Raw genomic sequence first — 26915 nt, 5'->3', positions numbered from 1 at the left:
ACTTCATGACTGGATTCATGGCTGACTTCATGTGAACCTCGTGCTCTCGGACCTCGCAGGTCATGTGCCAGCGACCGTCGAGCTGACGCCGGCCCGTTTTCCGTGATCGCCTCGCGCCACACACATTGGCGCTGAGCCATGCGGTGCTCTGATCGCCCCTTGCCCAGCCCATCTCGGTCGTAGAGGGCGCACTTCACAGTCGTCGACGCCGAAATCGGGCCTGCCACGGTTTTGGCGAGCAAGCCCGACTTCGGCGGAATCGGCGAGGACCGTTCAATCGGGCGTGTCCTGGTTTCGAGCGCATTCACGTTGTGAAATGCGCTCTACTCGCCCGCCATGTCACATCGTCTGCCGGGCCTCGCGCTTCTGATCCTTGTCGGTTGTGCCGGGGGCGCCGAGCCCGCCCCGCCGCACGTCCCAGCGCCGCTGCCCGCCGTGCCCTCCGTCGCGCAAGAGCGCGCTTTGCCGGCAACGCCCTCGACGCCAAAGGCCGCCGAGCTCACGAGCGACGAGGGCATGTGGCTCCTCAGCGACTTCCCCTCGGAGCGGCTCGGTCGCTTCCGCGGCTTCTCGCCCAGCAAGGAGTGGCTCGAGCACACGCGCCTCTCGGCTGTAAGGCTCGCGCTCGGTTGCTCCGGAAGCTTCGTGTCGAAGCACGGCCTCGTGATGACCAATCATCACTGCGCCGCCGACTGCATCGCGCAGCTCTCCACCAAGGCGAACGATCTTACGGCCGCTGGGTTCACGGCGAAGACCCAAGCCGACGAGCGTCGTTGCCCGGGCATGGAGGTCAATCAGTTGGTGGAGATCACCGACGTCACCGAACAGGTCGCCGCGGCAACCAAAGGCCTGTCCGATCGCGCCTACCTCGACGCGCAAAAGGGCGTCGTCGCGAAGCTCGAGAAGGCGTGCGCGAAGGACGACGGCGCGCGCTGCGACGTCGTGTCGCTCTACCGGGGGGGCCTCTATCACCTCTACCGCTACGCGCGCTTTCAGGACGTGCGCCTCGTCTTCGCGCCGGAGTCAGGCATCGCTTTCTTTGGCGGCGACCCCGACAACTTCAACTTCCCTCGGTACAACCTCGACCTCACGTTCCTGCGCGTTTACGGCAAGGACCAGAGGCCGCTCGAGCAACCGCACTACTTTCCATGGTCAAAGGTCGGACCGAAGGAGGGAGAGCTCACCTTCGTCGCGGGTCACCCGGGGCGCACGTCGCGCCTCCTCACGCTCTCGCAGCTCGCGTGGAAGCGCGACGTCGAGTTGCCCAATCGCTTGCAGTGGCTCTCCGAGAAGCGAGGTCTCCTCAACCAATACGCTTCCATCGGCAAGGAAGAGCGGCGCACGTCCCAGGAGACGCTCCACACCATCGAGAACGGGCTCAAGGCCCTCCGCGGCCGTCGCGAGGCCCTCGTGGAGCCGGCCTTCCTCGAAAAGAAGCGCGCCGCCGAGGCGTCGTTGCGCAACGCCGTCGAGTCCGCCACGCGTCCCGAGCTTGCGCAAGCGAAGGGCGCGTGGGATGCCATCGCGCGCGCCGAAGAGGAAGCGAAGCGTCTCTTCGTTCGCTACGCGGCCCTCGAAGGAAGCGCCGCCATCGACGCGGACCTCTTCGGCTACGCGCGCACCCTGGTTCGCGCCGCCGCCGAGTTCGAAAAGAAGAACGAAGAGCGCCTGCCGGAGTACGCCGACGCGAAGAAGCCCGCCATCAAGGCGCAGCTCTTCGCCGACGCACCGACCTACGTCGGCCTCGAGTCGCTCCTGCTCACGCACGGCCTCGTGAAGCTTCGCGAGCTCATCTCCCCCGACGACCCGGCGGTGCGCGCCGTGCTCGGCAAGAAGTCCCCGCGCGACGTCGCGTCAGCCGCCGTGCGTGGCACCAAGCTGGGCTCGCCGAGCTTTCGCAAGTCGTTGTTCGGCGATCTCGCCGCCGTGGCCAAGAGTCAGGACCCGATGCTCGTCTTGGCCCGAACGCTCGACGGCCCGGCCCGCGCGGTCCGCAAGGAGTGGGAAGACAAGGTCGACGCGATCATCAAGAAGAACGATGAGCTCATCGCCCGTGCGCGCTTCGCGGCGGAGGGCACGAGCCGTTATCCCGACGCGACGTTCTCGCTCCGGTTGTCCTTTGGCGTCGCCCGAGGTTATCGCGACGGCGCGCGTGATGTGCCCATGGCCACGACCTTCGGTGGCCTCTTCGACCGCGCGACGGGGGCCGAACCGTTCGAGCTGCCACCGCGATGGATTAGCGCTGGGAAGGCTGTCGACCGAGACGTGCCGTTCAATTTCGTGACGACCAACGACATCATCGGCGGCAACTCCGGCTCGCCGGTCATCGACAAGCAAGGCGAGATCGTCGGTCTCATCTTCGACGGCAACATCCACTCGCTGGGCGGTGACTTCGGCTACGAGGGCGAGAAGAACCGCGCCGTCGCCGTGCACGGCCGCGGCATCGTGCACGCGCTCAAGGTCGTCTACGGAGCGACGCGAGTCCTCGAAGAGCTCGAGGGCAACACGCGCTGACGTGACGCTGTCGTGCGCCTCCCTGACCAAGGTGGACGGACCGCGCCCGCCGAGCTTCGTCGGGCCGCATAGTGGTTTCACAGCTCGGTTCGAAGTGCCATGCTTCGGTGATGCGCGTCGCGTCCTGGCTGCCATGGCTCCTGCCCTTGGTGACAACCACGGCGACCCTGGTGCTCGGTCACGTCGCGTGTGGTGGAAACGTCGACGCGCCGGCCGCGGCGACCTCCTCCGACGCGGCGGCCCCCGACGTGGCGATCGACGCCATCGACGACCGACCCTCACCGACGAAGCCAACGGACTGTTTCGCGGATCTCGCGGGCCCGGTGCCGGGCCCGAACTACGATCGGTTCGCGCCGAAGATGGGGCGCCACTGCGCCGGCACCCAGGCCCAGTCGATTCGAGGCGTGGAGAAGCTCGTGTTCCTCGGCGACTCGATCACGCAAGGCACCCCCCCTACCGCGTCGAACCAGATCTACCGCGCGCGCGTCGAAGCCGGCGTTCGCGCGCGTTTTGGTGACGTCGAGGTGAAGAACTGCGCGCGTTGGGGCGCGCGCATGGCGGACCTCGCGAACGACCCCAAGTCCGGGCAGAAGGGCCAGCTCGAGACATGTTTTGCAGCGGCCGTCGAACCGAAACGCACGCTCGTCGTCATGACGCTGGGTGGCAACGACGTCCACGCTTGGAGCGGCGACAACCTCACGCCCGCCGAAGGACAGGCCGTTGCCGACGAGGCCGCTGGCCAGCTCCGCTCCGCCCTTGATTGGCTCAAGGACAAGGCGCGCTTCCCGAACGGGAGCTTCGTCATCTTTGGCAACGTCTACGAATACACCGACACGACCGGTGATCTCTCGTCGTGCCCGGCGGCGAACCTCACCGGCAACGGCGGCGTCTTCAAGGCCGGCGAGCCCATCGTTTCGCACTTCGAAGAGGAGCTCGTGCGCCACGCCGTCGAGACCGGGAGCGACGTTCTATTTCTTCTCGAGAACTTCTGCGGCCACGGCTACCACCGGGACGACCCCGCGCTGCAGTGTTACCGGGGCCCCGGCGCCGAGCTCTGGTTCGACTTTACGTGCATTCACCCGACGCCCAAGGGTCACGAGAAGATCGCCGAATACGTGCTCAACGTCGTCGACGGCTAAGCGAACCAAGCGTCGCGAGGCGGCGACAAGGTGGGCCCCCCGCGGTCCATCGACGCCGCTCCGAGCGCGGAATTCGAGCGCCGGACGGCCGCCGCGAGGGCGGGCGCATGGTCCACTCGTTGCACCGATAGGTGCAGGTTCCCATGACTCGCCCGCTCGCCGCTCAGTTGGCGCCCTTCGCCGTCTTGGTGCTTGGCGCCTGCTCGCCAAGCGTCGAACACGAGACCGGCACCACGAGCGAGGCGCTCTCCGATGAACGAACGTTGAGCGACGCGGCGGTGGCGAACCTCTTGGCGAAGGCTGGCTTTCCAGCGGCGACGATCCCACGCATGGTCTGCATCGGCCAATACGAGTCGGGTCTCAACGACTTGGCGGCGCGGCGCCGGCCCAACGGAACCTGGGACGTCGGCCTCTTCCTCATCAACAGCGTGCACGTGGCCAACACGCCGGGATGCCCAACGAAGGTCGAGCGGCTCTACGACGCGGCCGAGAACGCCAAATGCGCGTTCGCCGTGTACCAAATGTCGGCCTTTCGAAGCTGGCCCAGCTACGGGGCTCACAAGGCCGACTGCGACGCGTACCGGCTCGCCCGGTAGCAGGCCCGGTAGCAGCCCCGGCAGCAGCGCGACGTCTTTTTTCGGGGTGCCATGAAAGAGCGTTTGGCTATGGCTGAAGAAAAAGTGCACACTTCCGACGTGCCTCCCGTCTCCGAGTTGACCCAAACCGTGGCGGCGAGCGCCAGCGCATTTCGAGTGCGCGCCGTCTCGCTTCGCATCCTCAAAGGCTCCGAACAAGGGATCACGGCGCGCGTCGACCGGCCCCTTTTCATCATCGGCTCGGGCCAAACCGCCGACCTTCGGATCTCCGATCCCGGCGTGTCGCGTGAGCACCTGCGCATCCTGCTCGACTTGAGCGGCGCGCGGCTCCAGGACACGAGCAAGAACGGCACGTACATCGGCGGCATGCGGGTGCGCGACGCCACGCTGTCGCAAGACACCGCCATCACCATCGGCGGCACGACCATCCAGATCTCGATCGAACCGGAGTCCATCGAGCTCCCGCTCAGCGAGGCCGACCGCTTCGGCGACGCCATCGGCTCGTCGACGGTCATGCGGCACATGTTCGCCAACCTTGAGCGCATCGCCGGCTCCGACCTCACGGTGCTCATCGAAGGTGAGAGCGGCGTTGGAAAAGACCTCCTCGCCCGCGGCATTCACCAGCGTTCGCCCCGCTATGACGGTCCGTTCGTCGTTGTGGACTGTGGCGCCATCCCGGCAAACCTCGTCGAGAGCGAGCTCTTCGGTCACGAGCGCGGCGCCTTCACGGGCGCGACGGAATCGCGCCGCGGCATGTTCGAAGAAGCCGACGGCGGCACCATCTTTCTCGATGAAATCGGCGAATTGCCGCTCGACCTCCAGCCCAAGCTCCTTCGCGCGCTTGAGCAGCGCGAGATTCGTCGCGTTGGCGCGCGCGCGCCGAAGCCCGTGAACGTGCGCGTCATCGCCGCCACCAATCGGCGCCTCGCCGAAGGCGCGCGCACCGGCGAGTTCCGCACCGACCTCTACTATCGCTTGGCCGTGGCCCGCGTCACCGTGCCGCCGCTTCGCGACCGCACAGAAGACATCCTGCCCATCGCGCGCGTCATCTTGCGCGCGTTGCGGGGCGACCCCAACGCCGACTTCCCCGCGGACTTCTCCTCGATGCTCGCGGCCTATCCTTGGCCCGGCAACGTCCGCGAGCTGCGCAACGTTGTCGAGCGTTACGCGGTCTTCGGCAGCGAGCGCGGACTCTTCGACCGTGCGAGCGCTGTCGCGCGCTCGGCTGACGACGACCTCGCGTCGCTCACCTACCACGAGGCTCGGAAGATCGTCCTCGACCGCTTCGAAGAGCAGTACTTGCCGCGCGTCCTTGAGCGCGCGAGCGGCGTGATGTCGCGCGCTGCCGAGCTCGCTGGCGTCGCGCGCCCGAGCTTCTACCGGATGATGGCGCGCCTTCGTCCCAGCGATCCGCCGCCCGGCGGCACCATGCCGCCGCCCGGCGGCATGTAAGGCTGGTCGCGACGGTTCGCAGACGTCGCAAGCGCGCTCGGAGACGGCGGTTGTGAACGCCTAGGCCACAGCGCGAGGCGGCTATCTCGCAGATATTCGCGCACAAAGTCGCCATTGTCGTACATGGATAGATGGTTCTCCATGCACGCGGCGCGACGGCGCGTCACGCTTGGGAGACAATAGAAAACCGCCCTCGGATCGAGGTCCTGGCGACCGACGTCGTGGCATCTCGGTTGCTTGAAGGAGTCTACGCCCCCGCATGAGATCGCTCGCCGAAGCCCGTAACGAACGCCACGATCCCAGCGCCCCGCGCGACGGGGAGCTCATCGCGGGTCGTTATCAGGTCGAGGGTGTCATCGGTACGGGGGGCATGGGACGGGTCGTGGCGGCCCGCGACGAGGCAGGCCGCGCCGTCGCCATCAAGCTGCTCCTCTCGCCGCCGTCGGAGCGTGTTTGGGTCGAGCGCTTCTTCCGCGAGGCGCGCGCCGTCTCCCGCATCAACAGCACGCACGTCGTCAAGGTCATCGCCGTCAGCTCGCCGGAAGAAGAGACACCCTTCATCGTGATGGAGCGCCTCCGCGGTCGGGACTTCGGCAAGCGGCTCCGCGCCGAAGGGCCCCTCGGGCTCCGCGACGTCGCCGATTGCGTCGTTCAAGCCTGTGACGCGCTGGCGTGCTCGCATCAAGTCGGCGTCGTGCATCGCGACGTGAAGCCGTCGAACCTCTTCGACCACGCGAACCCCGACGGTAGTCACACGCTCAAGGTCTTGGATTTCGGAATCTCGAAGGCGCGTGGCCAAGAAGAGTTTGAGCACACGCTCACCACGTCGCGCGACGGCATGCTCGGATCACCTCCGTACATGTCACCCGAGCACATTCGTGACGCGCGCTCGGTGGACCACCGCACGGACATCTGGTCGATGGGGATCGTGGCCTACCAGCTGCTCGCGGGTCGCCTGCCCTTCGACGGCCAATCGGTCGGTGAAGTGTTCTGCGCGGTCCTCGAGCGCCGCTTCGCGCCCCTCAGCAAGGTGCGCCCCGATCTCCCGCCGACGGTGGAGGCGATCATCAATCGTTGCCTCGCGCGCGAGCCGCACGAGCGGTACCAGTCCGCTGCCGAGTTAGCGCGCGCCTTCGCGCCCTTCGCGTCGCCAAGGCTCGCGGCGGTCGTCAATCAAATGCCGACGGCAACGCCGGCGGTGACCTCGGGCCCTGCGCTCGTCCGCTCGACGCCATTGCCGTCGGGGCGCCTCGACGGCGAAGCGCACACGCTGACGCTGCCGCCGATCGTTCCCATGCCGCAGATGGCGGAGTTCGTGCTGACGGCCGACGACGCGCCGGCGACGGAGCCGAGCCTCATTCCCATCGGCCTGCCCATCGATCCGATCATCACGACGACCGACTCGCTCTTGCCCTTCGATGATCTCTCGGCAGCTTCGCTCGCGACGGCCAAGAAGATCCGTCGACCGAAGCGCGGCGTCGCGCTCGCGGCGCTCGTCGCGGTGGGTATGTTCGGTCTGATGGCGATTCCCTTCGTGCTCTCGGGGACCTCGGCACCGGTGACGGCGGCCACGGCCATCGCCGCCCCGGCGCCGCCGGCCCCACCGCCGACGCCCGTGCTCGAGGCGCTGCCGTTTGGTGCTGGCCATGCGTCGCCGGCCCCGGCCGCCCCCGCCGCGGCACAAGCGGAGCCCACCGTCATCGCGACACCTCGTCCGACGCCGGCGCCTTTTGCCGGAGGCCGACAAGTCTTGCGCGGCCGCCCCAAGGGGAAGCCCGCGCCGCACCCGCAAGCGGAGGCGAAGCCGGAGCGCGCGCCGGAGCCCGCGAAGACGGAAGCCCCGGCGCCGCGGCCCGAGCTTCACCCGAACCCCTACGGCATGTGAACCGCCCGGCGCGCGAGGCGAACCCAAGTGAAGGCCTGGAGCGCGCCCCACGGTGTCGTGTGCACGTCGCGTCCGCTTTCGATGAGGGACAGCTCGGGCGCAAAGAACGCGGCGAGCGCGGCCTCAGACCATCGTGTGACGGGCAGGCCGCTGCATGTCTCGGGGCCACCTTCGGCGAACGTCATGAGCACCGCCGTGCCGTCGTCGGCGAGCGCCGCGAGAAGGACGCGTCGGTAAGCCGCCTGATCGGCGGCGGTCGTCAAGAAGTGGAAGACCGCGCGATCGTGCCAAAGCGAGAAGCGTCGCCGCGGCTCGAAGGCCGTGACGTCAGCGACTTCGAGGTGCACGGCGCTGCCCTTCGGTCGCAGGTCTCGCGTGCGTTGGGCCACAATGTCGAGCGCCCTCTGGGCTGCATCCACCACGGTGACGTCAAGATGCCCACGCGCCAAGAGCTCGTCGACCAGCGTCGATGCACCGCCCCCGATGTCGATGATGGGCGCGCTTGGCGGGAGCCCAGCGCGCTTGATGAGCTCAAGGGACCGCGTCGGCGACGCTTCGTACCAGCTGACCTCGGTCGGGCTCTTCTTGGAGTAGACGGCGTCCCAATATGCGTGTCGATCGCCCATGCCGCCACGCTAGGCCGATTTGGCCGCGTCGGTGACTCCTTCGACGCCCTTCGCGCCTCAGAGGCGCGCGCCGTTCCGGTAGCTGCCGAGAACCGCTCGCACCTCGCCTTCGCGCAGGATGAACTCCCACGACGACTGCGACACGTCTCCGTCGAGCAGAAGGCCGATGTGCAAGTGAGGAACGCCGTTGCCGATCCCCGAACGGCCGAGCCACTCACCGCCGCTGACGTGGACCGAGGATTCGCTGCCTTCCGGCACCGCGAAGCGCAGCGTCGACATGTGTGTGTAGTACACGTGAGTGACGGCGCGCTGGCGCGGGCGTTTCGGATCTCGGCGATCCGTCCACGGGATCGGTTCATCGAGCCGTAGACGGACGCTGTGTGGCGTGTCGGGCGCTCTAGTCCACAACGTGTGGCCGCGCTCCGAGTACTCGAGGGTTCCGCTGGCGATGGCGTGCACCGACAGGAAGTGACCGCCGATGTCCAAGCCCGTGTCGCCGGGGTAGCCCGCGAGCGTGCCCCCGGGCATCGGGCTGTGTAGGCCGGGCGCCTTGAGCGGCGCCGAGGCCATGAGGGCGAAGAGCAAGAGCCACACGTCGCTTAGACCGACGCGGCCCAGAAAGTTTGGGTGAGCCGGCGCCGCCTCGGCGACGTCACTTAGCGCGCGCCGCCCCGGACGACGAGGGTCACGTGAACGAAGAGGCACGCGCTCGCCAGCACCACGAGCGCATGGAAGACCTCGTGGTAGCCGAACACCCGGGGGACGGGGTCGGGCCTCCTCGCGGCGTAGACGACGGCGCCGAGGCTGTAGAGAACTCCGCTGGCGACCACGCATCCAACGGAGAGCGCGCTCATCGCTGGCGCTCGGTCGATGACGGGGCCGACGACCATCCAGCCGACGGCGAGGCTGATGGCCGCCGTCACCCACTTGGGCGATTGGCTCCACACCATCGACTTGACGACCCCCACGGCAGCGCCGAGCCAAACGGCGAGGAGGGCGCCCTTGCCCCCGCCCGCACCCGGGTCGGGCGACGGCACGAGCCACAGGAGCGGCGTGTACCCGCCCGCGATAAGAATGAAAATGGCCGCGTGGTCGAGGCGGCGCATGCGCGCGCGGGCCTGCGGCTGCCAGTCGATGCGGTGATAGAGCGCGCTGGTGCCGAGCAGCAGCGCCAAGCTCGTTCCGAAAACGAGGGCCGCGGCGGCCGCTCGTTCTGAAGGCGCGCCCCTCACGAGCCAGGCCGTGGCCACCACGGCGACGAAGAACGCGACCTGGTGCGAAACTCCTCGAAGGAGCGGCTTCGTCGGCGAGCGCACCTGTGAAGCCATTTCGCTAGCCTACATCGACGACGGCTCGCGGGTTGTTGCGCCGACGGCCGCCAACCGAAACCGCTCACTCTGCGCCTGCGTCTCGCAGAGGCAACGGCACGTAACGCCCTCCGGCGCATCGAACCGTGGCGAGTCGGCCGTCGTCAGCCTCGCAGAGCGCAACTTGTAGATCGCATCGGCTGCCCAACAGTGCACGGCAGGACGGGAAGGCTACCGTCGTGCAATAGGATTCGCTGGGCGCGGCGCCCGTGCCGCACGGCATCACGCGAGAGAGCGCGCCACGCTCGTTTGCGCAGGCGTTGTGCGTCAACGCCTCGTGCGTCTTCCGAACGGCTTCGCAGGTGGGGACGACGGGGCACGTCGCGACATAGCGCCGGAACGGCTCGCAGTCGGCTCGCGCGCCATCGGCCAAGAACACGCGCGGACGGCCCTCTTGCGCGTAGCGTGTCTCGTCGGCAACGGCCCGCGCGAGGGCCGCTCCGGCCTCCACCTCGCGCCCTCGCTTGGTGCATGAGAGCAGCGAGACTTGGGCGAACACCAGGCCGCAGGCAGCGAAGGTCCTCACCGCGCGACAGGTGCGCGCCCGAGCATCAAAGGGACGAGGCGTCGACATGGGGGGCCCCGGCTCCTACTTCCGTCCGAACGGCATGACGCATCGCACGCCGGTGAAGCTGTCTCCGAGGCCACGGCGTTGGACTCCGCGGAAGGTCGTGGCGGAGAACGTCGGCGCAAGAGCCCAGTGGCCGCCGCGGACGAGCCTCTGTTCATCGCGCGCCTTGCACTCGGGGTTCGTCAGCGCACCCGCTGGCCCGAAGCAGGCGTCGTCGTAGGGGGCTGGCGCGCCACTGACCCACTCGGTGAGGTTGCCCCCAAGGTTTCGAAGGCCCTCTCGCGTCACGTCGCCCGCGCTGCCGCCTCGTACAGGTCCGAAGGGGCGCGTGGGCTCGCCAGGTACGACGCGGCACGACGTCGAGTCAGTCTGATTTGGCCCGCCTTCTGCGGGAGAGCGCCCGCGCGCGAGGACGGCATCGAAACACGCACTGCCAATGTCGCCCCACGGGGTTTCGCGCTCTTCGCCACGACTGCCGGCCGCGTATTCCCACTCAGCCTCCGTGGGTAGGCGCTTGCCTAGAGCGTTGCAGAGCGCGCCTGCGAGCGCGTGACTGACGCAATTGAGGGGGAGCTCGTCGTTGTCGCTGGGCTCGGTGGTGAACGTGCACACGTTTTCGCCGCGACGGCCGGGCCGGTCGTCGCCGCCCACCTTTGCGAGCAGCGAACGCGCCTCACGGACCGTCATCTCGTCCTTGTCCATCGCGAACGCATCGATGCGCACCAAGCGCTCGGGCGTCGTTGGCGCGACGCTCCCAACGGTGCGCGAATCGCCGAGGACGAACACCCCGCCCTTCACGCAGGCCATGCCGCTCGGGACCCCATCGCACTCCGACTCCACAGCGATCGCCGCCTGGCCTACCTCGAGTGGCGCGTCGCCCTTGAGCGTGAGCGGCGGCGTCGTCGCACCGGTCGCCGGATCGCACGCTGCCGGGCGAGTAGGCTCCGCCGCATGACCAAAACACAGCATCGAGAGTCGTAGCGCGACGTCGGTGACGCCGTGTGGGGCCTCGAGCGCGCCAAGGCCGTCGATGAGCATCGCCCCTTCCGGGAGTCCGTTCGCGCCGATGCGCGCGCCTCGGTAGAGCCTCGCGCGGACGAAGCGCTCTCGCCCCGTGGGAACGACGCCAAACGAGACGGGCCAGGTTGTCTCGCGCGCTACGCCGAAGAGCCGCGAGCATGCGGAGCACGCGAGCGAACCCTTGTCGTCCAAGACCTCTACGAGCAGGCGATCGGCCAACAACGGGACGGGCGCGTCCGTCGATACAGCCACCCGCCACTGACTACGAGCCGGCTCGTCGACGGCGCAGGCGCCTAAGGCGATGAGCATGAAGCCCGCGCCGATGCGTGCGGCAGTCATGGCGTCCCCGGATAGCGGCATCGAAAGCCCGTCACGTTGTCGCCGTCCCCGACCGTCGCGTGACGGAGCGCGCTCATGGCGATCAGCGTCCCGGCCGACCACTCCCCGCCGCGGCGAACGCGGAAGGGCGCAGCCGGATCTGCGCAGACGGGATCGCGCGCGATTCCGCTGGGGCCGAGGCAATTGCTCTCGTAGGGGCGGAACTTGTCGCGCAGCACCTCCGCGAGGCTCCCGCCCAAGTCGGAGACCCCGTCCCGCGACAGATCACCGCCGCCCGGGCACCCCGCCGTCGGCCGATGCGACCCCGCCGCTTCTGGGCCTCGTCCTTTGCACAACACGAGGGTTGTAACCGGGTTTTCTCGCGAAACGCTCGCCGTGCAGCAAGAAGGAGCTTCCTCGCCCCACGGATAGCTGCGCCGCTCTCCGCGCCCGCGAGCTGCGTGCTCCCACTCGGCCTCCGAGGGCAAGGTGCCGCCTTCGGCGGCGCAGGCAGCCTCCGCCGAGGCCACCGAGATGCAGTTGAGCGGAAGCGCGTCGGCGCTGCCGTCGGCCGCGCCCGTCCATGTGCAATCTGCACGAAAAATGTCCGTACTGAGCCGCGTCTTGGGCGGCGCAGTCTTTAGTTTGCCGCTCGCCACGAGCGCCCGAAAACGTCCGACGGTAAACTCCGTTTCGTCGAGGAAGAACGGGCTCAGGAGCACCGGCCGAAGCGGGACCATGCCGCCCTCGGAGAAGCCTTCGAGGCGTCGGTCCCCGAGGACGGTAAATCCACCGGGGACGCACACCGCGCCCTTGGGGGCCGCGCCACCGCAAGGCGCGGCCCTGGCGAAGGGCACCACGCTCGCGAACCGAGCTTGCGGCGCATCGGCTGTGACGACAATGCCGTCGGCGGGGTCCCCGCTCCGCGTTCCCCCGTCGAGACAAGTGCGACGAACCTCGCCGAAGCTCGACGGAACACCGAGACAATCGGCGTCGAGCACCACCTTCGCGACGGGCACGCCAGTGGCGGAGCCGAGGTGCACCAGGCGATCGATCGTCGTTTCGGGAAAGGGGTCCGTCACCGTCTCGCCGGCGGGGCCACGGCCCGTCGCTGCGAGCGCGCCACGGAAGAGGCGAACGCGCACCAATGCACCGTGGTCGGCGTCGGGCACGATGCCGAGCGATAGGGGAAAGCTCTCGGGACTTGGCGCGACGATCACGCGGCTCTCGGTGACCTCCGCCGGCCCATCGCGGCGTGCGGCCAAGATGTCGATGCGCAAGGTGTCGACGGCCAAGTCCGCCGACAAGGTCGCGTCGCGACGAAGGTCGTCGACGAGCGGAGCCGTCGTATCAAGGACCAGCAGCCACTGGGCGCGGGGTGGCGCATCGTCGGAACACGCGCCCCCCGCGAGGGCGAGGAGCGCGAAACTTCCAGCGCGCCGGAAAGCCCTCATCGACTCGATGTGATACCAGTCTTTCTCGGCGATGGTAGGCCCCTCGTTTCGTCCGATGCCCTCGTGGCGGGGTCGCGGCCTCGCGGTGGTCGCGGCGCTCATGGGCGTGGCCACGGCCTGCGCTCGCACGACCGGTGACCCCTCCGGCGCACTCGATCGCGACGACGCGAGCGCGGCGCCTCTCGACGCGTGCGGCACGTGCCTCGCCGCAAGCTGTGCCTTCGCCACCTCGCGATGCAACGCTGAGCCGACGTGCGCCGCGTGGGACCGCTGCGCCTCGCGGTCCTGCGAAGACGGCGGAGCCTGCGCCGACACATGTCCCCAGCCCAAAGGCTCGGCGGCAGAGAGCGCGGCGGCGGATCTTTCTCGCTGTCGCGCCTCGGCGCGGAGCAGCTGCAACGGTTGCCCGTCGGGCAAGAGCGCCCATCCCTTGCTCGACGACGCCTGCTCCGGGGTCGATGACTTCTACCGCGTGGACCGGGCTTCTTGCACCGCGCCACCGACGGAGACACCAGGGCGCGTTCGCTGTCGCGCGTGCATGGTTTCACGTTGCTGCGAGAGTCGAAGAGCCTGTGAGAATGACGTCGCCTGCAAGTCGATGCTCGGGTGCACGTACTGCGACGAGAACACCTTCACATCGTGTTTTGATCGCATTCCCGCCGGCATCCCGCGTTACGGCGAATACCTGGCGTGCGTCAACGTCTCTTGCGCGCGCGATTGCCTCGACGATCCGAGCCGTCTGGACCCTTGCGTCGCGTGTTGGTTTGACCGCTGCGGTGACGAGTTCGCAACATGGCACGCCTTGCCGGAGGTCGCCCGCGCCGATGCCTGTAGCCTCGACTGCAAGGGCAACGAGTCGTGCAGCGAGAAGTGCAACGAGGCATCGACCAGGCTGCCCGAATACGGAGTCTTTTCACTCTGCCAGCAGGCTCGCTGCCGCGACGCCTGCGGCTTCTGAGCTACCAGCGCAGCGATTGCCCACCGACGACCCAACCGGTGCTGCCGCCGTTGTAGGGAGGAGGGGAGGGCTCTGGCCTCGTGAGGGCGTACGTTAGGGCGGCGCCGCCGGCCAGAACGCCCGCCGCGCCGGCCCAGAACCACCACCGCTTCGTGACCGGGACGCGCTCTTCCGCGAGCGAGGCATCAACCTTCGCCTCGTCGCCGGGGCCGACGGTCACGTTCATCTCGTGGGGCACGAACCCGGGCTTGTGAACGACGACGCGGTAGATGCCAGCCGGGCGCGAGACCTCAAGCGGCGCGGCGCCGACATCGACGTCGTTGACGCGAACGGTCGCCGCACCGACGTTGGCCTCGATGCGCAAGGTGGCGGGCAGACGTTCGAGCTCCAGCTTCAGCTTCGTCCGCGCGCCCGGCGCTAGGCGCTCCTGCCGAACGATGTCTCGGAAGCCCTTGCGAGACAGGACAATGACGCGCGTCCCTGGGTCGGCGACGAGCTCAAACGAGCTGCTAGGGGCAGACTCGCCGGGCGCCGCCGGCCGAAGGCCAGCGATGAGCACCGGCGCGCTCCCGCCCGCCGCGCTTGTCTCCGTAAAGAGCGGCCTCCCATCGACGGCGATGCCGGCCTCGGCCGGCGACAGCTCGACCTCGACGTGCGCCAAGAGGCGCTCGATCTCCGCGAGATAGGTGCGCGCCTCCTCGGCCAGGGACGCCGGTAGCGACGCGTCGGCAAGGGCGCGCTTCATGTTCTCGCGCGCTCGCGTGAAGCGACCGAGGACGCGCTCGCACATGCCGATGTTGAAGAGCGTGCTTGGGTGCGCCAAGAGCTCGTGCGAGTGCTGGAACGCCGCGAGTGCGTCCGCCCAAGACTCCGCCTTCGCGAGCTCGCTGCCGCGCTGAAACTCGGTGCGCGCCTGCGTCTTCTTGTCGTCGTCTTGCGCCGAGGCGCCCGTCACCGCGAGCGTCATGGCTAACACGAAGAGGCCGGTGGCGACGCGCACGGGGCAAAGGTATCAGAAGGGCGCTGGCGCGAGGCGGTCGGACACGCGTCCGCTCCCAGCGGGCGTCGCACCCTCTGCTGCCTTCGGCGAGGGCGCGTTCGATGCCTGCGGTCGAACCGGTGACGCGAGCGTCGCCTCCGGTTTGGCCACGAGCTTAACCGGCAAGCGCGTCGTCGTTGCACCGGTATCGGGCGCGCTCGCGTCTCGCTCAGCGAGTTCCGCAAGCGGCATGATGGTCTTCGCTTCCGGTGGAGCGGCCATCACTTGCGCCGTGCTTGCGGGCGGCTGCAGGGGGCTGGTCGTCGTGGCGCCGCGCTGCTGGACAGCCAGCGTGACCGCGCTAAGCGTGGCCACGCCCCCCATCAACCACCAGGCCCACCGTCGTGAGACGAGGGGCGGCTCGACGAGGGACGCCGCCATGCCGTTGGAGCTCGGCGCCGTCAGCGCCCGACCTTGCCCCGACGAGGGCATCTTTCCCGCGACGGCGACGACGTACTTGGTGTCGGCGACGCTTCCCGAGCCGTAGGGTTGCAGGATGGCGGCCACGTCCGCGAGATCGGCGGGCCTGTCAGCGGCAAGGCGCGACAACATACGCGTGATGACGGAGGCGACGTCAGACGGCAACGACGGCGCGCGCTCGCCGATGGGAGGAATGCCCAGCATCGTGATGATCTTCACGATCTGGCCAAAATTGCCCGCTTCCGTAGGCAGGATGCCCGTCAAGCACTGGTAGAAGATGATGCCCATCGACCAAACGTCCGAGCGATGGTCGATGCTCTTTTCGCCGAAGGCCTGCTCCGGCGACATGTAATAGGGCGTTCCCATCATGGCGCCCGTCTTGGTCAGCGCGCCTCCCACGTCCTCTTCGCCGGCGGCGACCATCTTCGCGATGCCGAAGTCGAGCACCTTGGTCTGTTCGGTCCCGTCGGGATGCCGCACGATGAAGAGATTGTCGGGCTTGAGGTCGCGATGAACGATCCCGGCCCGATGGGCCGCCTGAAGTCCGTGGAGCGCGGGCACGAGCAGGCGAGCGACCTCGCCGAGCGTCAACGCTCGCTCGCGCGCGAGTCGCTCGCTCAGGGCCTCGCCCTGCAGCAGCTCCATGACCATCACTGGCGACTCGCTGTCGAGGTCGAGCACATCGTGAACCGTGACGATGTTCGGGTGACTCACGGCGCTCGCGGCGCGCGCCTCACGCACAAAGCGCAGCCGCAGATCGGGCACCTTGGCGTATTCGGGCTTCAAGAACTTCAAGGCGACGCGGCCCGACGTCACGATGTTCGTCGCGACCCACACCTCGCCCATCCCACCGGCGCCGAGCGGTCGCTCGAGCCGGTACCGTCCTGCCACCAGGGCGCCTGCTTCGCGGGTCGTCACGGCGACATGGAGTATCGCACGTGGCGGCGCGCGGGCTCACTCCTTGTCGGAAATGAGGCTCGCTTTCACAGGTCGCCCACCGAGCATCACGCAATCGCCGCCGCACATTTCTGGCGTCACCGGTACTGGTCCCTCAATGAAGAAGGAGCGTGAGGCCGGTTCAACCTCCGGGGCCACCTGATCGATGACCGCCCAAAATGTGCGCGTCTGGCCTTGAATGTCGACGTCGAGCTGCGCGCGTCGACGGCCTTGCCAAACGCCAGCGGCCTCCTCCGGGATCGCGATCTTTGCGCGCAGCCCTTGGCCACCGACGAGCCGAACGAGCGGCTGGCCGTTGTGAATCGTCGTTCCGGTCTCGACCATGATCTGCTGCACGACGCCGTCGAAGGGCGCCATCGGCTCCATGTTCTCGAGGGCGAGCTCGAGCTGCTTGATCCGTGCGCGCGCCTGCGCCATCGAGCCTGCCGCGGAGGCTGCACGTCCCGCTGCGGCGGCGCGGTCGGAGAGCGCCTGGCCCTGATCTTCGCCGGAGACGAGGGACATCTTTCGTCCGCCGCCGAGGTCGATGGTCTCGTTTCTTCGGTTGGCCCGTTGGCTCGCGAAGCGGGCCTCGGCGGCCGCGGCGCCGGCCTGGCCGCCGGCGGCGGCGAGCGCGCCCTTGGCGCCTTCGAGCTCTTGCTGCGTCGAGCGAGGGTCGAGGACGACGAGCTTCTGTCCCTTGTGGATGCGCTGACCGACTTTGACCTCAAGCGACATCACGCGGCTGTCGGCGTACGACGAGATGGTGGCCATCTGCTGCGAAAGCAGCACGCCGACGAAATCGCTGGTGGGAATGGGCTTGGCCGCCGCCGTCGCCGACGTCACCGCTTCCGTCTGCGCCTCCTCGGCCTTCGCGACGTTCTCGCGTTTGGGCGTCATCAAGACGCCGAGCAGCGGCGCCCCAAGAACGGTCGCCACGATTCCGACCAACTTGAGAAGAGTGGAATGTTTCATCCGGCCGACGACCTCCAGAGGTTCTCGAACTGTTTCTCGCTGAGCGTCGGCGCATCGTCGGCCGCCTCAAACTGCGCCCCTCCGCCATCGGGCGTGGCACCGCCGCCGATGGCGCGGAGCGCCGGTGGGCGCACGTCGCGGCCCGCCGTCGTCTGCGCTCCGGTGGGCGCGCGGCTTTGGCCCGGCGGCGTGCTGCCGCGGGGCGGCGGCAACGGCGGCTTGGGCCCGCGCGCGAGGGTCGCGTGCTCGTCGCCAAAGTGAAGCGACGGCGGCGGCCGCGAGCCGATGACAGCACCGGGCATCGCGCCCTGCGGCGGCGCACTCGGCGTCGGCGGCCGGCTGCTCATGCGCTGCTGCGCTTCCATTTGAGCCTGGGCGAGCGCGCGCTCTTGCGCTCCCTTTGCTGCTGCTGCTGCTGCTGCTGCTGCTGCTGCTGAGGCGACGGGTCGGCGGCTTGCGCGAGGGCCTGCTGAAGCTGGCCGTGCACCTGCTGCGCCGCTGCGCGAAGCTGCGCCTGCGCCTGTTGCTGGAACTGCGCTCGTGCCTGCGCCTGCTGCTCCGGCGGAACCGTCTGAAGCTGCGCTTGCATCTGCGCCACGAGCTGCGCTTCGAGCTGCTGCATGTGCGCTTGCGCTTGCCCCACGAGCTGCCGCTGCGCCGGGTTCATCTGGGCGAGCGCCGCTTGAGCGGCGGCTGCCTGCTGCTGGGCTTGCTGTTGGGCCTGCTGCTGCGCCGCGGCCTGTTGCGGGTTGGGCGGCGCGCCCGCTTGCGCCGGCATCGACGGACGCGCGCCTTGCGGCCCTGGCGCTTGCGAGCCCTTAGGCGCGCCTTGCGGGGCCATCGCGCCCTGCGGCGCCCCCGGCGGCAGCGAGCCTTGCGCCGGCTGCCCCGCCGGAGCAGGACCCTTGAGAGCCTGCTCGCCCATTTGCGCCGCGACGAGGCGCGCGTAGGCGCCGCGCTTCTGGACGAGCTCGTCGTGCTTGCCCATCTCGACCAAGACGCCGTCTTCCATCACGAGGATGCGGTCGGCGTTCTTGATGGTGCTGAGGCGGTGAGCGATGACGACCCGCGTGCATGTGAGCTTGTCGAGCTGCGCTTGCACCTCTTGCTCCGTGGTCGCGTCGAGGGCGCTCGTGGCTTCGTCGAGGAAGAGAATGACCGGATCGGCGACGAGCGCGCGCGCGAGCGCGAGGCGTTGTCTTTGACCGCCCGAGAGCGAAGCGCCGCCGGCCACGACGGGCGTGTCGAAGCCGAGCGGCATGCGCGCGATGTCTTTGTCGATGCAGGCGCGGCCCGCCGCCGTCTGCACCTTGTCGAGCGGGATTGACGGATCGGCGAGGGCGATGTTGGCCCGAATCGAGGTGCCGAAGATGTGCGGCCGCTGCATGACGACGCCGAGTTGACGGCGAATGGTGCGCAGATCGAGCTGCTGAATGGGAATGCCGTCGTAGCGAACGCCGCCCTCGCTGGGCGGATAGAGACCCAAGAGGAGGCGTCCGAGCGTCGTCTTGCCGGAGCCCGAGCGGCCGACGATGGCGATGCACTCGCCGGGCTTGATGTGCACCGAGACCTGCTTGACGACCGGCGGCTGGTTCGCCACGTACTTGAAGCTGACGCGATCGAGGATGATCTCGCCCTTGAGCTTCGGCGCCATGCGGGCCGCGCCGTCTTGCTCCGGCGGGGTCTCCAAGACGTCGTCGATGCGCGAGAACTGGGCCTTCACCATCTGAAGGTTGTTCAGCGTGCCGACGAGGTTCATGACCGGCTGGATGAAGCCCACGGCGAAGGCGTTGGCCGAGAGCATCGCGCCGAGGCTCAGGGCGCCCGTCGTGACTTCGTGAACGCCGACCAACAGGAGGAGCGTCGGGCCCGTGACGCGCATCGTGCCGAGGAGCGCGTCGGACAGGTTGCTGACGCCGCCGCGGCGGAGGTTGATGTTCAAGAGGTCAATGTATTCGCCGGCCCAGCGGCGAGCCGCGACGTGCTCAATGCCGCTCGCCTTGAGGCACTCCATGCCGTTGAGGAGCTCTTGGAGCGCGTGGGCCGACTCCGTCTGCTTGGCAATGGTGCCGGCCGAGAGCTCGAGCATCTTGTTGCGAAGAACGATGTAGACCGTCGCCTGCACCGCCACGACGGCCGACGCCACGAGCGCCATCTTGACGCTCATGAGGAGGAGGAAGATGAGGTGGCCGATGACGAGCGTGCCGTCGACCATGCCCGAGAGGACAGCGCCCGTGAGCGACTCGCGGATCTGCGCGACGCTCGTGATGCGCATCTGCAAGTCGGCCGGCTGGCGGCGCTCGAAGAACCCGTAGGGCAGCTTGAGCATGTGTTCGACGAAGCCCAAGGTGAGCTTCGCGTCGAACTTCGTGCGGACGTGCGTGAAGATGTGGCTTCGCGTCATCGCCGTGAGGAAATAGAAGATGTTCGCCGTGAAGAAGGCCATCACGAGGACGAACATCAGGTGCTTGTCGTTGCGCGGCAAAACGCGGTCGACGAGGCGGCCGTGGATGAGCGGCAGCGTGAGCGCGAGCGACTGGAGCACGACGGACGTGATGACGACGCGCTTGACGTCGTCGGAGCCGTTGCCGCTCATCATGTCGCGGTAACGCTTCATCATCGAAACGTTGCGCTGGCCGACGCGCTGGAAGACGTCGGTCTTCTCGAAGAGCAACGCCACGCCGGTGAAGGCGCGCGAAGCCTCTTCCGACGTCACGACGCGCTTGCCAAGCGCCGGATCGACGATGTGAATGCCGCGCTCGTCGACTTTGTCGAAGACGACGAAGTGCGAGAAGTTCCAGTGGAGGATCGACGCGCGGTCGAGCTGCGCGAAGTCCGACACCTCGATGCGCACGCCGCGGCCACGCAAGTCGTAGCGCGCCGAAGACTCGAGAATGGCGCGGGCGCTGACGCCGTCGCGCCCGACGGCCATGCCGCTACGAATCTCCTCCAGCGGCACGTGACGTCCGAAATAACCGAGCACCATGGCGAGGCAGGCGGCGCCGCAGTCGGTGCTGGCCGTCTGCTGGATGATCGGAATGCCGGCCTTCTTGCCGACGCCGAGCTGTTCGAGCGCCGGGAGGAGATCCTTCAAGCGATCGAAGCCCGCGCGCTTCGGTTCCGGCGCCGGCGCGGGGGTCGGGGCGGTGGTCATGATGCACCCGGCATTTTCACGAGAGCCTCGTTGGGGAGGAGCGCGCGGAGCGCCGGGATGAGGAGCACCAAGATGGGCTCACGGCGCACGCGAATCTCGGCGGTGCCGGTGAGGCCGTCGAAATAGCCAAAGGCCTGGCCTTCCGACGTGAAGGTGGACGACGGAAGCTTCGCCGACACGAGGACCTTCGCGCCGCGGTCTTGGGCGACGGAGTCGGCCTTCTCTTGGCCGAGCATGCGCATGACCTCGGTGGGACCCACAGCCTCGGCGGAGATCTCCTCCACCTTCAAGTCGGCGTAGATGTAGCGGAAGCCGTCGAGTTCGAAGCGCATCTTCTGGCCCGGCTCCAGCATGGGTCGGTAGTCGGCGGGCACGATGGCCGTGATCGAGGCTTGCGAGCCGCCGGACTTCGGCGCGACGGTCGCGAGGACATCGCCCGGGTTGACGCGTTGGCCCGGACGAACGCGCACATCCGTGATGGTCCCGGAGATGGGCGAGACGATGCGGCGAGCGTCGAAAACCGTCTTCGAACTCTCGCGGCGCGCCCTCAGGCTCGTGAGGTTGGCCTTCGCTTCGCCGTCGTTCGGATCGCGCATCATGCGCACCAGGGCGAGCTCGAACTCTTTCGTTGCGCTGGCGTACTCCTTCGCCTCTTCTTGCGCGTTCATCATGACGATGACCTGGCCGGGTTCAACGGCCTGGCCCGTGCGGCCCTCAACGGTGTCCACCGTCGCGGGGTTCTTCGCGGTCAACACCTGCCGACCGTCGATGCGGACGACGCATGTGCCGGTGGCCCACTCGTCGACGCTGAAGATGCTGATGAAGGCGAAGCCGACGAGGCACGCGATGACCACGAGCGTGTACGCGTGACGCGTCCACGTGTGGTCGTAGCGAAGGATGTCGCCTTCCTGGACGCCCTGGACGTGGTGCGCCACGGCTTCGGCGCGAAACATGTCACCGGCGCCGCCCCCGCTCATGGCGAATCCTTCGAGCTCTTGGAGGGCTTGTCCGCGTCGTCGACGATGGGTCGGCCCGTCGCGACGCAGAGGCGCACGATGGCGAGCTGATAGTCGAGCTCCGTTTGAATGCGCGAGATGCGCGCCGAAAGATCCGAGTCTTCGGCGTCGATGAGCTCGAGCGGGTTTGAGAGGCCGCGCTTGTAGCGCTCCTCGATGACCATGCGCACCTGGCCCGCGCGTTCTTCGGCGAGCCGAGCGTGCTCGAGCTGCGCCTGGCCCAGCTTGACCTGAATCGCGGACCGCGCGGCCTCTGACTTCACGTCACGCTTCGTGTCGTCGATGCTCGCTTCGGCGGCAGCGGCGTCGGCGCGAGCCTTGTCTACGGCGGCGCTCTGCGACGGGTCCCAGAGCGGACCGCCGAGGACAATCGAGCCCGTGCCGCTGCGCAGCTCCGTGGTTTGGTCCAAGCGAACGTTCGTGCCACTCGGTGGATCGCTGGCCGAATAGCTGTAGGCCAGCGTTCCTTGCGCGGAGAGGGTGGGGAAGTATTGCGCGATCGTCGCGTCAGCCCGGCTCTTGTTGAACTCGTAGGCCTGTTCGGCGGCGGTGATGGCGGGGCGCTTCTCCGCTTCCTTCATCGCCGCGTTGAGCTCGAGGGAGATGCGAGGCAGCTTCGGGGTCACGACCCGCAGTGCGGTCGGGGTGTCGTGGCCGAGGACGATCGCAAGGCTCATCCGCGCTTGCTCGGCCTCGGCGCGAGCGCGCGCGAAATCGCGTTGGGCTCCTTCGAAGCGAGCCTCGGACCGGAGCTCCTCGACGGGGGGCTGGATGCCCGCCTTGACGAGGCCCTTGGCGATCTTGAAGAGGTCCTCACGCGACGAGAGCGTGGCTTTGGCGACTTCGAGCAACTTCTCTTGATGAAACAACGTGAGGTACGCGTTAGCAACTAGTGCGCTGGTCTGGGCCACGGACTCTTTTTCGTTCGCCGCGGCTCCGCGGAGGCCTGCCTCCGATGCGCCTACATTGTTCGAGGTCTTGCCGAAGTCCCAAAGTGTCCACCGGAGGCCGGCCTCGGCGCGAATGCCATAGGTGTACTGGACCGAGCGACTCGTTTGGGTCGGGAAACCCGTGGCCTTCGTGTCGGTGACTACGCCCTGCGCCATGGGTTGAAACGAGCCGCTTCCGGCTGTGATCGTACCGTCGAAGCGCGGCCAATAGCCTCCTTGAGCGGCCGTCACACTTGCGTCGGCACTTGCGGTTCGAGCGCGCGCCCCGCGGAGGGTCGGCGATTTCGAGAGCCCCATCTCGATCGCCTGAGCCAACGTCAGCGTCTCTGCGCGCGCAACGCTCGTGGTCGCGCACACCGCGAGCGCTCCGAGCATGCCGAGCCATTTTGCTGAATTCGCAGACACTGCACACGACTGCTGCAAACGAAGGGCCCACGAGAAGGACCTGAGAACGCGGCTCGGTAGCATAATGTAAGCGTACAGAATGACTTACGAATTTTGCGAGAAGAAAGCCTTCGCAGAGGACAAAATGATCCACGCCGAGAAACCACCCGTACAAGGACGGATCGTTGTCTCGGCGTGGAGACGACACGCGGAAGTGTGGGACGACGCCGCCAACCCGCCCCGTGGATGGGCGGCGCCGTCCCACACTCCCGCGTCTCTCGTGGCTCTCGGAAGCCTCGTCGTGACGTGCCTGGTTTCTTTGAAAACTGCCTCGACGCGGTGAGCGCGAGGCGTTGCTCCTGGTTGTGCGACCAAGCTCGCGCGCGCCGCAGCGGGCCCGCCGCTACAGCGCGCGCGCCTCGATCACTTGGGGATCGCCGCTGACGGCGCGTACGCCGCGAACGGATTCGCGAGTCCCGTGTTGCCCGATGCGCCCACGCCGTTGCTCGGCGAGAAGCCGTCCCACGAGTTGCCCGACGCGCCCACGCCGCCGCCGTTCACCGTGCCCGGCGCACCGAACACGCCACCGTTCGCACCGACGCCGAAGATGCCGCCGTTGCCGCCGACACCGAAGATGCCTCCGCCGGGCGCGCCCGGTGCACCGAAGATGCCGCCTGCGCCGCCGGCTCCGCCGTTGCCGAAGATGCCGCCCGCGTTCACAACGCCGCCGCCGAGTCCGTTCGGATCGCCGATGACGCCGAGAATGCCTCCGCCGGGAGCGCCCGGTGCGCCGAAGACGCCTCCGTTCGCACCGACGCCGAGCGGACCGAAGACTCCACCGTTAGCGCCCGCGCCGCCGACGCCGAAGGCTCCGAGATCGCCGAGGCCACCTCCGGGCCCCACGCCGTTGCCGGCGCCCATGCCGCTACCGGGCGGGTACATCATTCCCGGATTTCCCGCGGCACCCAACCCCGCTCCAGCGTTGGGCGCGAAAGGCACCTAGATCGCCAAGCGGGTGCGCGCTGCCTCCCGCACCAAAGACCCCCCCACCAGGCACGCCGCCGACCACGCCGCCGACCACGCCAGCACCGCCGCCGTTCGCGCCGTTCTGATGAACGGCCTGAAGCGCGCCATTCCAATCGTTCGGAGCGAAGTTGCCAACGCCGCCGACTCCGCCAACCCCGAGCGGCGAGCCGCCCACGACACCGGCGCCGTTCAAGGGTGAACCTCCGAGCGGACCCATACCGGGAATGCCGCCGATGACCTGACCGTCGGGCCCAAAAACGCCACCGACTCCGCCGAGCGGTTCGCCGTGAGGACCGAAGCCGACGATGGCTTCGCCGTTGGGCCCATGGAGCCCGCTGCCGAGCACGCCGAGGCCGCCGTTGGGACCGATGCCGTTCACGGGCAAGCTGCCCGCGGGGACGAGCGGCGAAGGTCCACCGACGCCGATGCCGCCGCCGAAGAAGGGTTGTTGGTTGGGGCCGAAGATGCCTAGACCACCGTTGTCGATCTCGATGCTGTCCTCGATCTTCGGGTGATGGCATCCGCCCTGGACGTCGTCGAGGTCGTCCAACGAGCATGAGCGCTCTATGGCGCGACGAGCACTAAACCGCATCCGTTCCTCCAACGATCTGCGCGCGCTTGAAGGCGCGGGCACGAACAGCGAACGCATGAGCGGGCGCGTCCCTCGCGAGCCCATCACGTTACGTTCCGCTGTCAGTTGGGCTTCAGCACGTCTGGTGCCAGCGGCCACCATGGATCCGGTGGCCGGTGATCTTCGGGAAGGCGCTGCATTCTCGAGCCACCGCGTGAAAAATTACCGGTGGGAGACCTTCTTACTGGATCGGGATGGAATACAAAGACACCTCGGCGAGACAGGCGCCTCGTGTGCGAGTGTCGCGCACGGGTCGTCGACGCGCGCGCGCACCGCGAAGTGAACGCGTGGTGCACAGTCGCGTGACCGAGATGGGCTCGACGCAGGCCGGACTACTCGTCGGGCGCCGCAGACTCCAGCTCGACGCTCGACATGTCGTAACCCCAGCGACGGCCGAAGAAGCGCATCGCGTCGAGGGCGCTCACGCAGCCAATCACTTCACCGTCTCCCGCGATGACAGGAAGTGCGAGGGCGCGTGCTTGTGCCATGGTTGCGACAGCGTGTGTGAGCGGCGCGTCCTCCGGAATGCCGAGGGCGACCCTCGACATCGCGTCGCCGGCCTTCATGCTGTCTGGTGCCGCCAAGAGCTCCTGCGCCGAGACGATGCCGAGCAGCAAACCGTCCTCGTTGATCACGGGGGCGCAGGCGGCCCCGTTCTCGACGAGCAACTTGCGAACCTTGCCCAGCAGCGTTTCCGGGCGCACGCAGGTCACCACGCGCGACATGACTTCGCCGACCGGCACCCGGAGCGCCAGCTCACCGAGGTCGAAGCTCCGCGCCAAACGAGCGCGATTGCCATCGGCGGCCATCGGCGGAGCGCAATGAACGACCGGCCCGTCTTCGTCTTGCCCGATGTGTTCGAAGTGGACGCAGCCTTCGCACACGCCAACGGCGACGCTCTGCTTGCGCTTGGGGCAGAAGGCCACGCGCTCCACCTCGACCTCGTCCGCGTTGTCGACGGCCACGCGCGCGTGAATCGCCGCTTTGGATGGCGTCGCTTCGACGGCGGGCTTCTTAGGCGTGGAGAGAGGCGGCGGACGCCGGGGCTTCGGGGCCATCGCGGCCGACGGTGCAAGGCACGGGCCGGTCGCGGCGCGTCCCCTCGGCAAGGCGCAAACGCCACGAAACCAAGGGCCGCTGCGCAGAGGGCGCGCGCGCATCGCGCAAGTCCGCGCACGCCTTGCGCTCAGTCCACGGCGTGCCGACCTACAGGGTGTGCGTGTGGCGCGCCCGCGCCAGGAGGTCGTCTCGAAAGTCTGGGTGCGCAACGCCGATGAGCGCTCGCGCGCGCTCCGCAAGGCTGCGACCGTGAAGCTCGGCGACGCCCCACTCGGTCACGACCGTGTGCACGTGCGCGCGCGTCGTGACCACGCCGGCGCCCTCCTTCAGGAACGCCGAAATGCGCGACGCCTTGCCGCCCGCCGCCGTCGACGGCAGCGCGATGATGGCGCGCCCCTCTTCCGCCATGGCCGCGCCGCGAATGAAGTCCATTTGTCCGCCGACGCCGCTGTAAAGGCGGGCGCCGATCGAGTCGGCGCAGACCTGGCCGGTCAGGTCGACCTCGATGGCCGAGTTGATGGCGATCATCTTTCGAAAGCGACGAATCAGCGTCGAGTCGTTGGTGTAGTCGACGGGGCGCATCTCGATCATCGGGTTGTCGTCGACGAACGAGTAGAGGCGCTTGGTGCCCATGAGGAAGCCCGAGACGATCTTGCCGCGGTTGACCTCCTTGGCCGCGCCGGTGATGGCGCCCGCCTCGACGAGGTGCATGACGGCGTCGGTGAACATTTCGGTGTGCACGCCCAGCTCGCGTTTGTCCGTCAAGCAAGCCGCGACGGCGCTGGGGATAGCCCCTATGCCCATCTGGAGTGTCGCGCCGTTGGGCACCAACTCAGCGACGTGCGCGCCGATGCGCCGCTCCACATCGCCGAGTTCCGGTTCGGCATGTTCGAACGGCGGCTCGTCGACAAGCACGCCCAGGTGAATGTTCGACACGTGAACGAAGCCGTCTCCGAGCACGCGGGGCATCGAGCGGTTGATCTGCGCAACTACGGTCGTTGCAGCCGGGATCGCCGCGAGCATGGCTTCGCATGACGTCCCGAGCGAACAGAAGCCGTGCGCGTCGGGCGGCGACACATTGATGAACACCGCATCGAGCGCGAGCGTCCGCCTTCGGAAGAGCGCCGGCACGTCCGACAAGAAGACCGGGACGTATTCGGCGCGCCCCTCGTTGACGGCCTCGCGAGCGCTCGGTCCGATGAAGAGCGCCTTGTGGCGGAAGCTCCTTGAGACCTCGCGCCGAAGGTGCGGGGCGTCGCCGTCGAGGTGCAGGTGGATGATCGAAACGTCTGTCAGCTCCGGCGCGCGCGCGACGAGCGCGCGGAGGAGCACGTTCGGCGCGGCCGCTGCACAATGCACGTAGATGGCGTCGTTGGAGCGGATGACGGAGACGGCTTCTTCGGCGCTGACGATTCGCAAGGGGCC

The 26915-nt window shown here is 68.1% G+C and carries 23 protein-coding genes; 6 read left to right on the top strand and 17 right to left on the bottom strand.

The window, feature by feature from the left end; translation table 11 throughout:
* The first annotated feature begins 516 nt into the window (after positions 1–516).
* The 5 genes from IPG50_22075 to IPG50_22055 all read left to right on the top strand — a co-directional run bounded on the left by IPG50_22075 (position 517) and on the right by IPG50_22055 (position 7586).
* Positions 517–2514, top strand: coding sequence for a S46 family peptidase (locus tag IPG50_22075; protein MBK6694872.1), 1998 nt, complete (start codon positions 517–519; stop codon positions 2512–2514).
* Positions 2515–2624: 110 nt separating this feature from the next.
* Positions 2625–3653, top strand: coding sequence for an SGNH/GDSL hydrolase family protein (locus IPG50_22070; protein MBK6694871.1), 1029 nt, complete (start codon positions 2625–2627; stop codon positions 3651–3653).
* Positions 3654–3796: 143 nt separating this feature from the next.
* Positions 3797–4249 (top strand): hypothetical protein, encoded by a 453-nt coding sequence (locus tag IPG50_22065; GenBank protein MBK6694870.1) that lies wholly within the window; start codon positions 3797–3799, stop codon positions 4247–4249.
* A 69-nt stretch (positions 4250–4318) separates the two neighbouring features.
* Positions 4319–5701, top strand: coding sequence for a sigma 54-dependent Fis family transcriptional regulator (locus tag IPG50_22060; GenBank protein ID MBK6694869.1), 1383 nt, complete (start codon positions 4319–4321; stop codon positions 5699–5701).
* Positions 5702–5960: 259 nt separating this feature from the next.
* Entirely contained in the window at positions 5961–7586 is a 1626-nt protein-coding gene (locus IPG50_22055; GenBank protein ID MBK6694868.1) for a serine/threonine protein kinase, read from the top strand.
* On the opposite strand, the gene IPG50_22050 is transcribed toward IPG50_22055, so the two are convergent.
* The 6 genes from IPG50_22050 to IPG50_22025 all read right to left on the bottom strand — a co-directional run bounded on the left by IPG50_22050 (position 7574) and on the right by IPG50_22025 (position 12942).
* The gene (locus IPG50_22050; protein ID MBK6694867.1) at positions 7574–8212 is read right to left on the bottom strand and encodes a class I SAM-dependent methyltransferase; all 639 of its coding nucleotides are present in this window, start codon (positions 8210–8212) and stop codon (positions 7574–7576) included. The two genes, IPG50_22055 and IPG50_22050, sit on opposite strands and share 13 nt — an antisense overlap.
* 57 nt (positions 8213–8269) lie before the next feature.
* On the bottom strand, positions 8270–8806 hold the full coding sequence (locus IPG50_22045) for a hypothetical protein (protein MBK6694866.1): 537 nt from the start codon (positions 8804–8806) through the stop codon (positions 8270–8272).
* 62 nt (positions 8807–8868) lie between these two features.
* Positions 8869–9540, bottom strand: coding sequence for a hemolysin III family protein (locus IPG50_22040; protein MBK6694865.1), 672 nt, complete (start codon positions 9538–9540; stop codon positions 8869–8871).
* Between the two features lie 64 nt (positions 9541–9604).
* A complete protein-coding gene (locus IPG50_22035; protein MBK6694864.1) occupies positions 9605–10153 on the bottom strand; it encodes a hypothetical protein in 549 nt (182 codons plus the stop codon).
* Between the two features lie 15 nt (positions 10154–10168).
* Positions 10169–11509 (bottom strand): SUMF1/EgtB/PvdO family nonheme iron enzyme, encoded by a 1341-nt coding sequence (locus IPG50_22030; protein ID MBK6694863.1) that lies wholly within the window; start codon positions 11507–11509, stop codon positions 10169–10171.
* The gene (locus IPG50_22025; GenBank protein MBK6694862.1) at positions 11506–12942 is read right to left on the bottom strand and encodes a formylglycine-generating enzyme family protein; all 1437 of its coding nucleotides are present in this window, start codon (positions 12940–12942) and stop codon (positions 11506–11508) included. The genes IPG50_22030 and IPG50_22025 overlap by 4 nt, the downstream gene beginning before the upstream one ends.
* A 55-nt stretch (positions 12943–12997) precedes the next feature.
* Here IPG50_22025 and IPG50_22020 point away from each other — a divergent pair, with 55 nt between their 5' ends.
* The gene (locus IPG50_22020) at positions 12998–13900 is read left to right on the top strand and encodes a hypothetical protein (GenBank protein MBK6694861.1); all 903 of its coding nucleotides are present in this window, start codon (positions 12998–13000) and stop codon (positions 13898–13900) included.
* Position 13901: 1 nt separating this feature from the next.
* Here the strand turns inward: IPG50_22020 and IPG50_22015 are convergent, their stop codons facing one another.
* The 11 genes from IPG50_22015 to IPG50_21965 all read right to left on the bottom strand — a co-directional run bounded on the left by IPG50_22015 (position 13902) and on the right by IPG50_21965 (position 26909).
* Complete coding sequence (locus tag IPG50_22015; protein ID MBK6694860.1) at positions 13902–14900, bottom strand: PEGA domain-containing protein; 999 nt, start codon at positions 14898–14900, stop codon at positions 13902–13904.
* Between the two features lie 12 nt (positions 14901–14912).
* Positions 14913–16277 carry a protein kinase gene (locus IPG50_22010; GenBank protein ID MBK6694859.1) on the bottom strand — a complete coding sequence of 455 codons (1365 nt, stop codon included), beginning with the start codon at positions 16275–16277 and terminating at the stop codon, positions 14913–14915.
* A 36-nt stretch (positions 16278–16313) separates the two neighbouring features.
* A complete protein-coding gene (locus tag IPG50_22005) occupies positions 16314–17234 on the bottom strand; it encodes a biotin/lipoyl-binding protein (protein MBK6694858.1) in 921 nt (306 codons plus the stop codon).
* A gap of 32 nt (positions 17235–17266) precedes the next feature.
* Positions 17267–17617, bottom strand: a complete 351-nt coding sequence (locus IPG50_22000) for a hypothetical protein (protein ID MBK6694857.1) — start codon at positions 17615–17617, stop codon at positions 17267–17269.
* Positions 17614–20424 (bottom strand): ATP-binding cassette domain-containing protein, encoded by a 2811-nt coding sequence (locus IPG50_21995; GenBank protein ID MBK6694856.1) that lies wholly within the window; start codon positions 20422–20424, stop codon positions 17614–17616. The genes IPG50_22000 and IPG50_21995 overlap by 4 nt, the downstream gene beginning before the upstream one ends.
* Positions 20421–21401 carry an HlyD family efflux transporter periplasmic adaptor subunit gene (locus tag IPG50_21990; protein ID MBK6694855.1) on the bottom strand — a complete coding sequence of 327 codons (981 nt, stop codon included), beginning with the start codon at positions 21399–21401 and terminating at the stop codon, positions 20421–20423. The genes IPG50_21995 and IPG50_21990 overlap by 4 nt, the downstream gene beginning before the upstream one ends.
* Positions 21398–22765 (bottom strand): TolC family protein, encoded by a 1368-nt coding sequence (locus tag IPG50_21985; protein MBK6694854.1) that lies wholly within the window; start codon positions 22763–22765, stop codon positions 21398–21400. The genes IPG50_21990 and IPG50_21985 overlap by 4 nt, the downstream gene beginning before the upstream one ends.
* 432 nt (positions 22766–23197) lie before the next feature.
* Positions 23198–23719: a hypothetical protein gene (locus IPG50_21980; GenBank protein ID MBK6694853.1), complete on the bottom strand. Its 522-nt coding sequence runs from the start codon at positions 23717–23719 to the stop codon at positions 23198–23200.
* Positions 23700–24392: a hypothetical protein gene (locus IPG50_21975; protein MBK6694852.1), complete on the bottom strand. Its 693-nt coding sequence runs from the start codon at positions 24390–24392 to the stop codon at positions 23700–23702. Before IPG50_21975 ends, IPG50_21980 begins: the two co-directional genes overlap by 20 nt.
* Before the next feature lie 371 nt (positions 24393–24763).
* Positions 24764–25489, bottom strand: coding sequence for a CBS domain-containing protein (locus tag IPG50_21970; GenBank protein ID MBK6694851.1), 726 nt, complete (start codon positions 25487–25489; stop codon positions 24764–24766).
* A gap of 148 nt (positions 25490–25637) precedes the next feature.
* On the bottom strand, positions 25638–26909 hold the full coding sequence (locus tag IPG50_21965) for an acetyl-CoA hydrolase/transferase family protein (GenBank protein MBK6694850.1): 1272 nt from the start codon (positions 26907–26909) through the stop codon (positions 25638–25640).
* Between the last annotated feature and the right edge of the window lie 6 nt (positions 26910–26915).

This window comes from Myxococcales bacterium (assembly GCA_016703425.1).
Taxonomy (GTDB): domain Bacteria; phylum Myxococcota_A; class Polyangia; order Polyangiales; family Polyangiaceae; genus JADJCA01.
The sequence above is the reverse complement of the archived record's forward strand: the minus strand, read 5'-3'. Positions and strand labels throughout refer to the sequence as shown.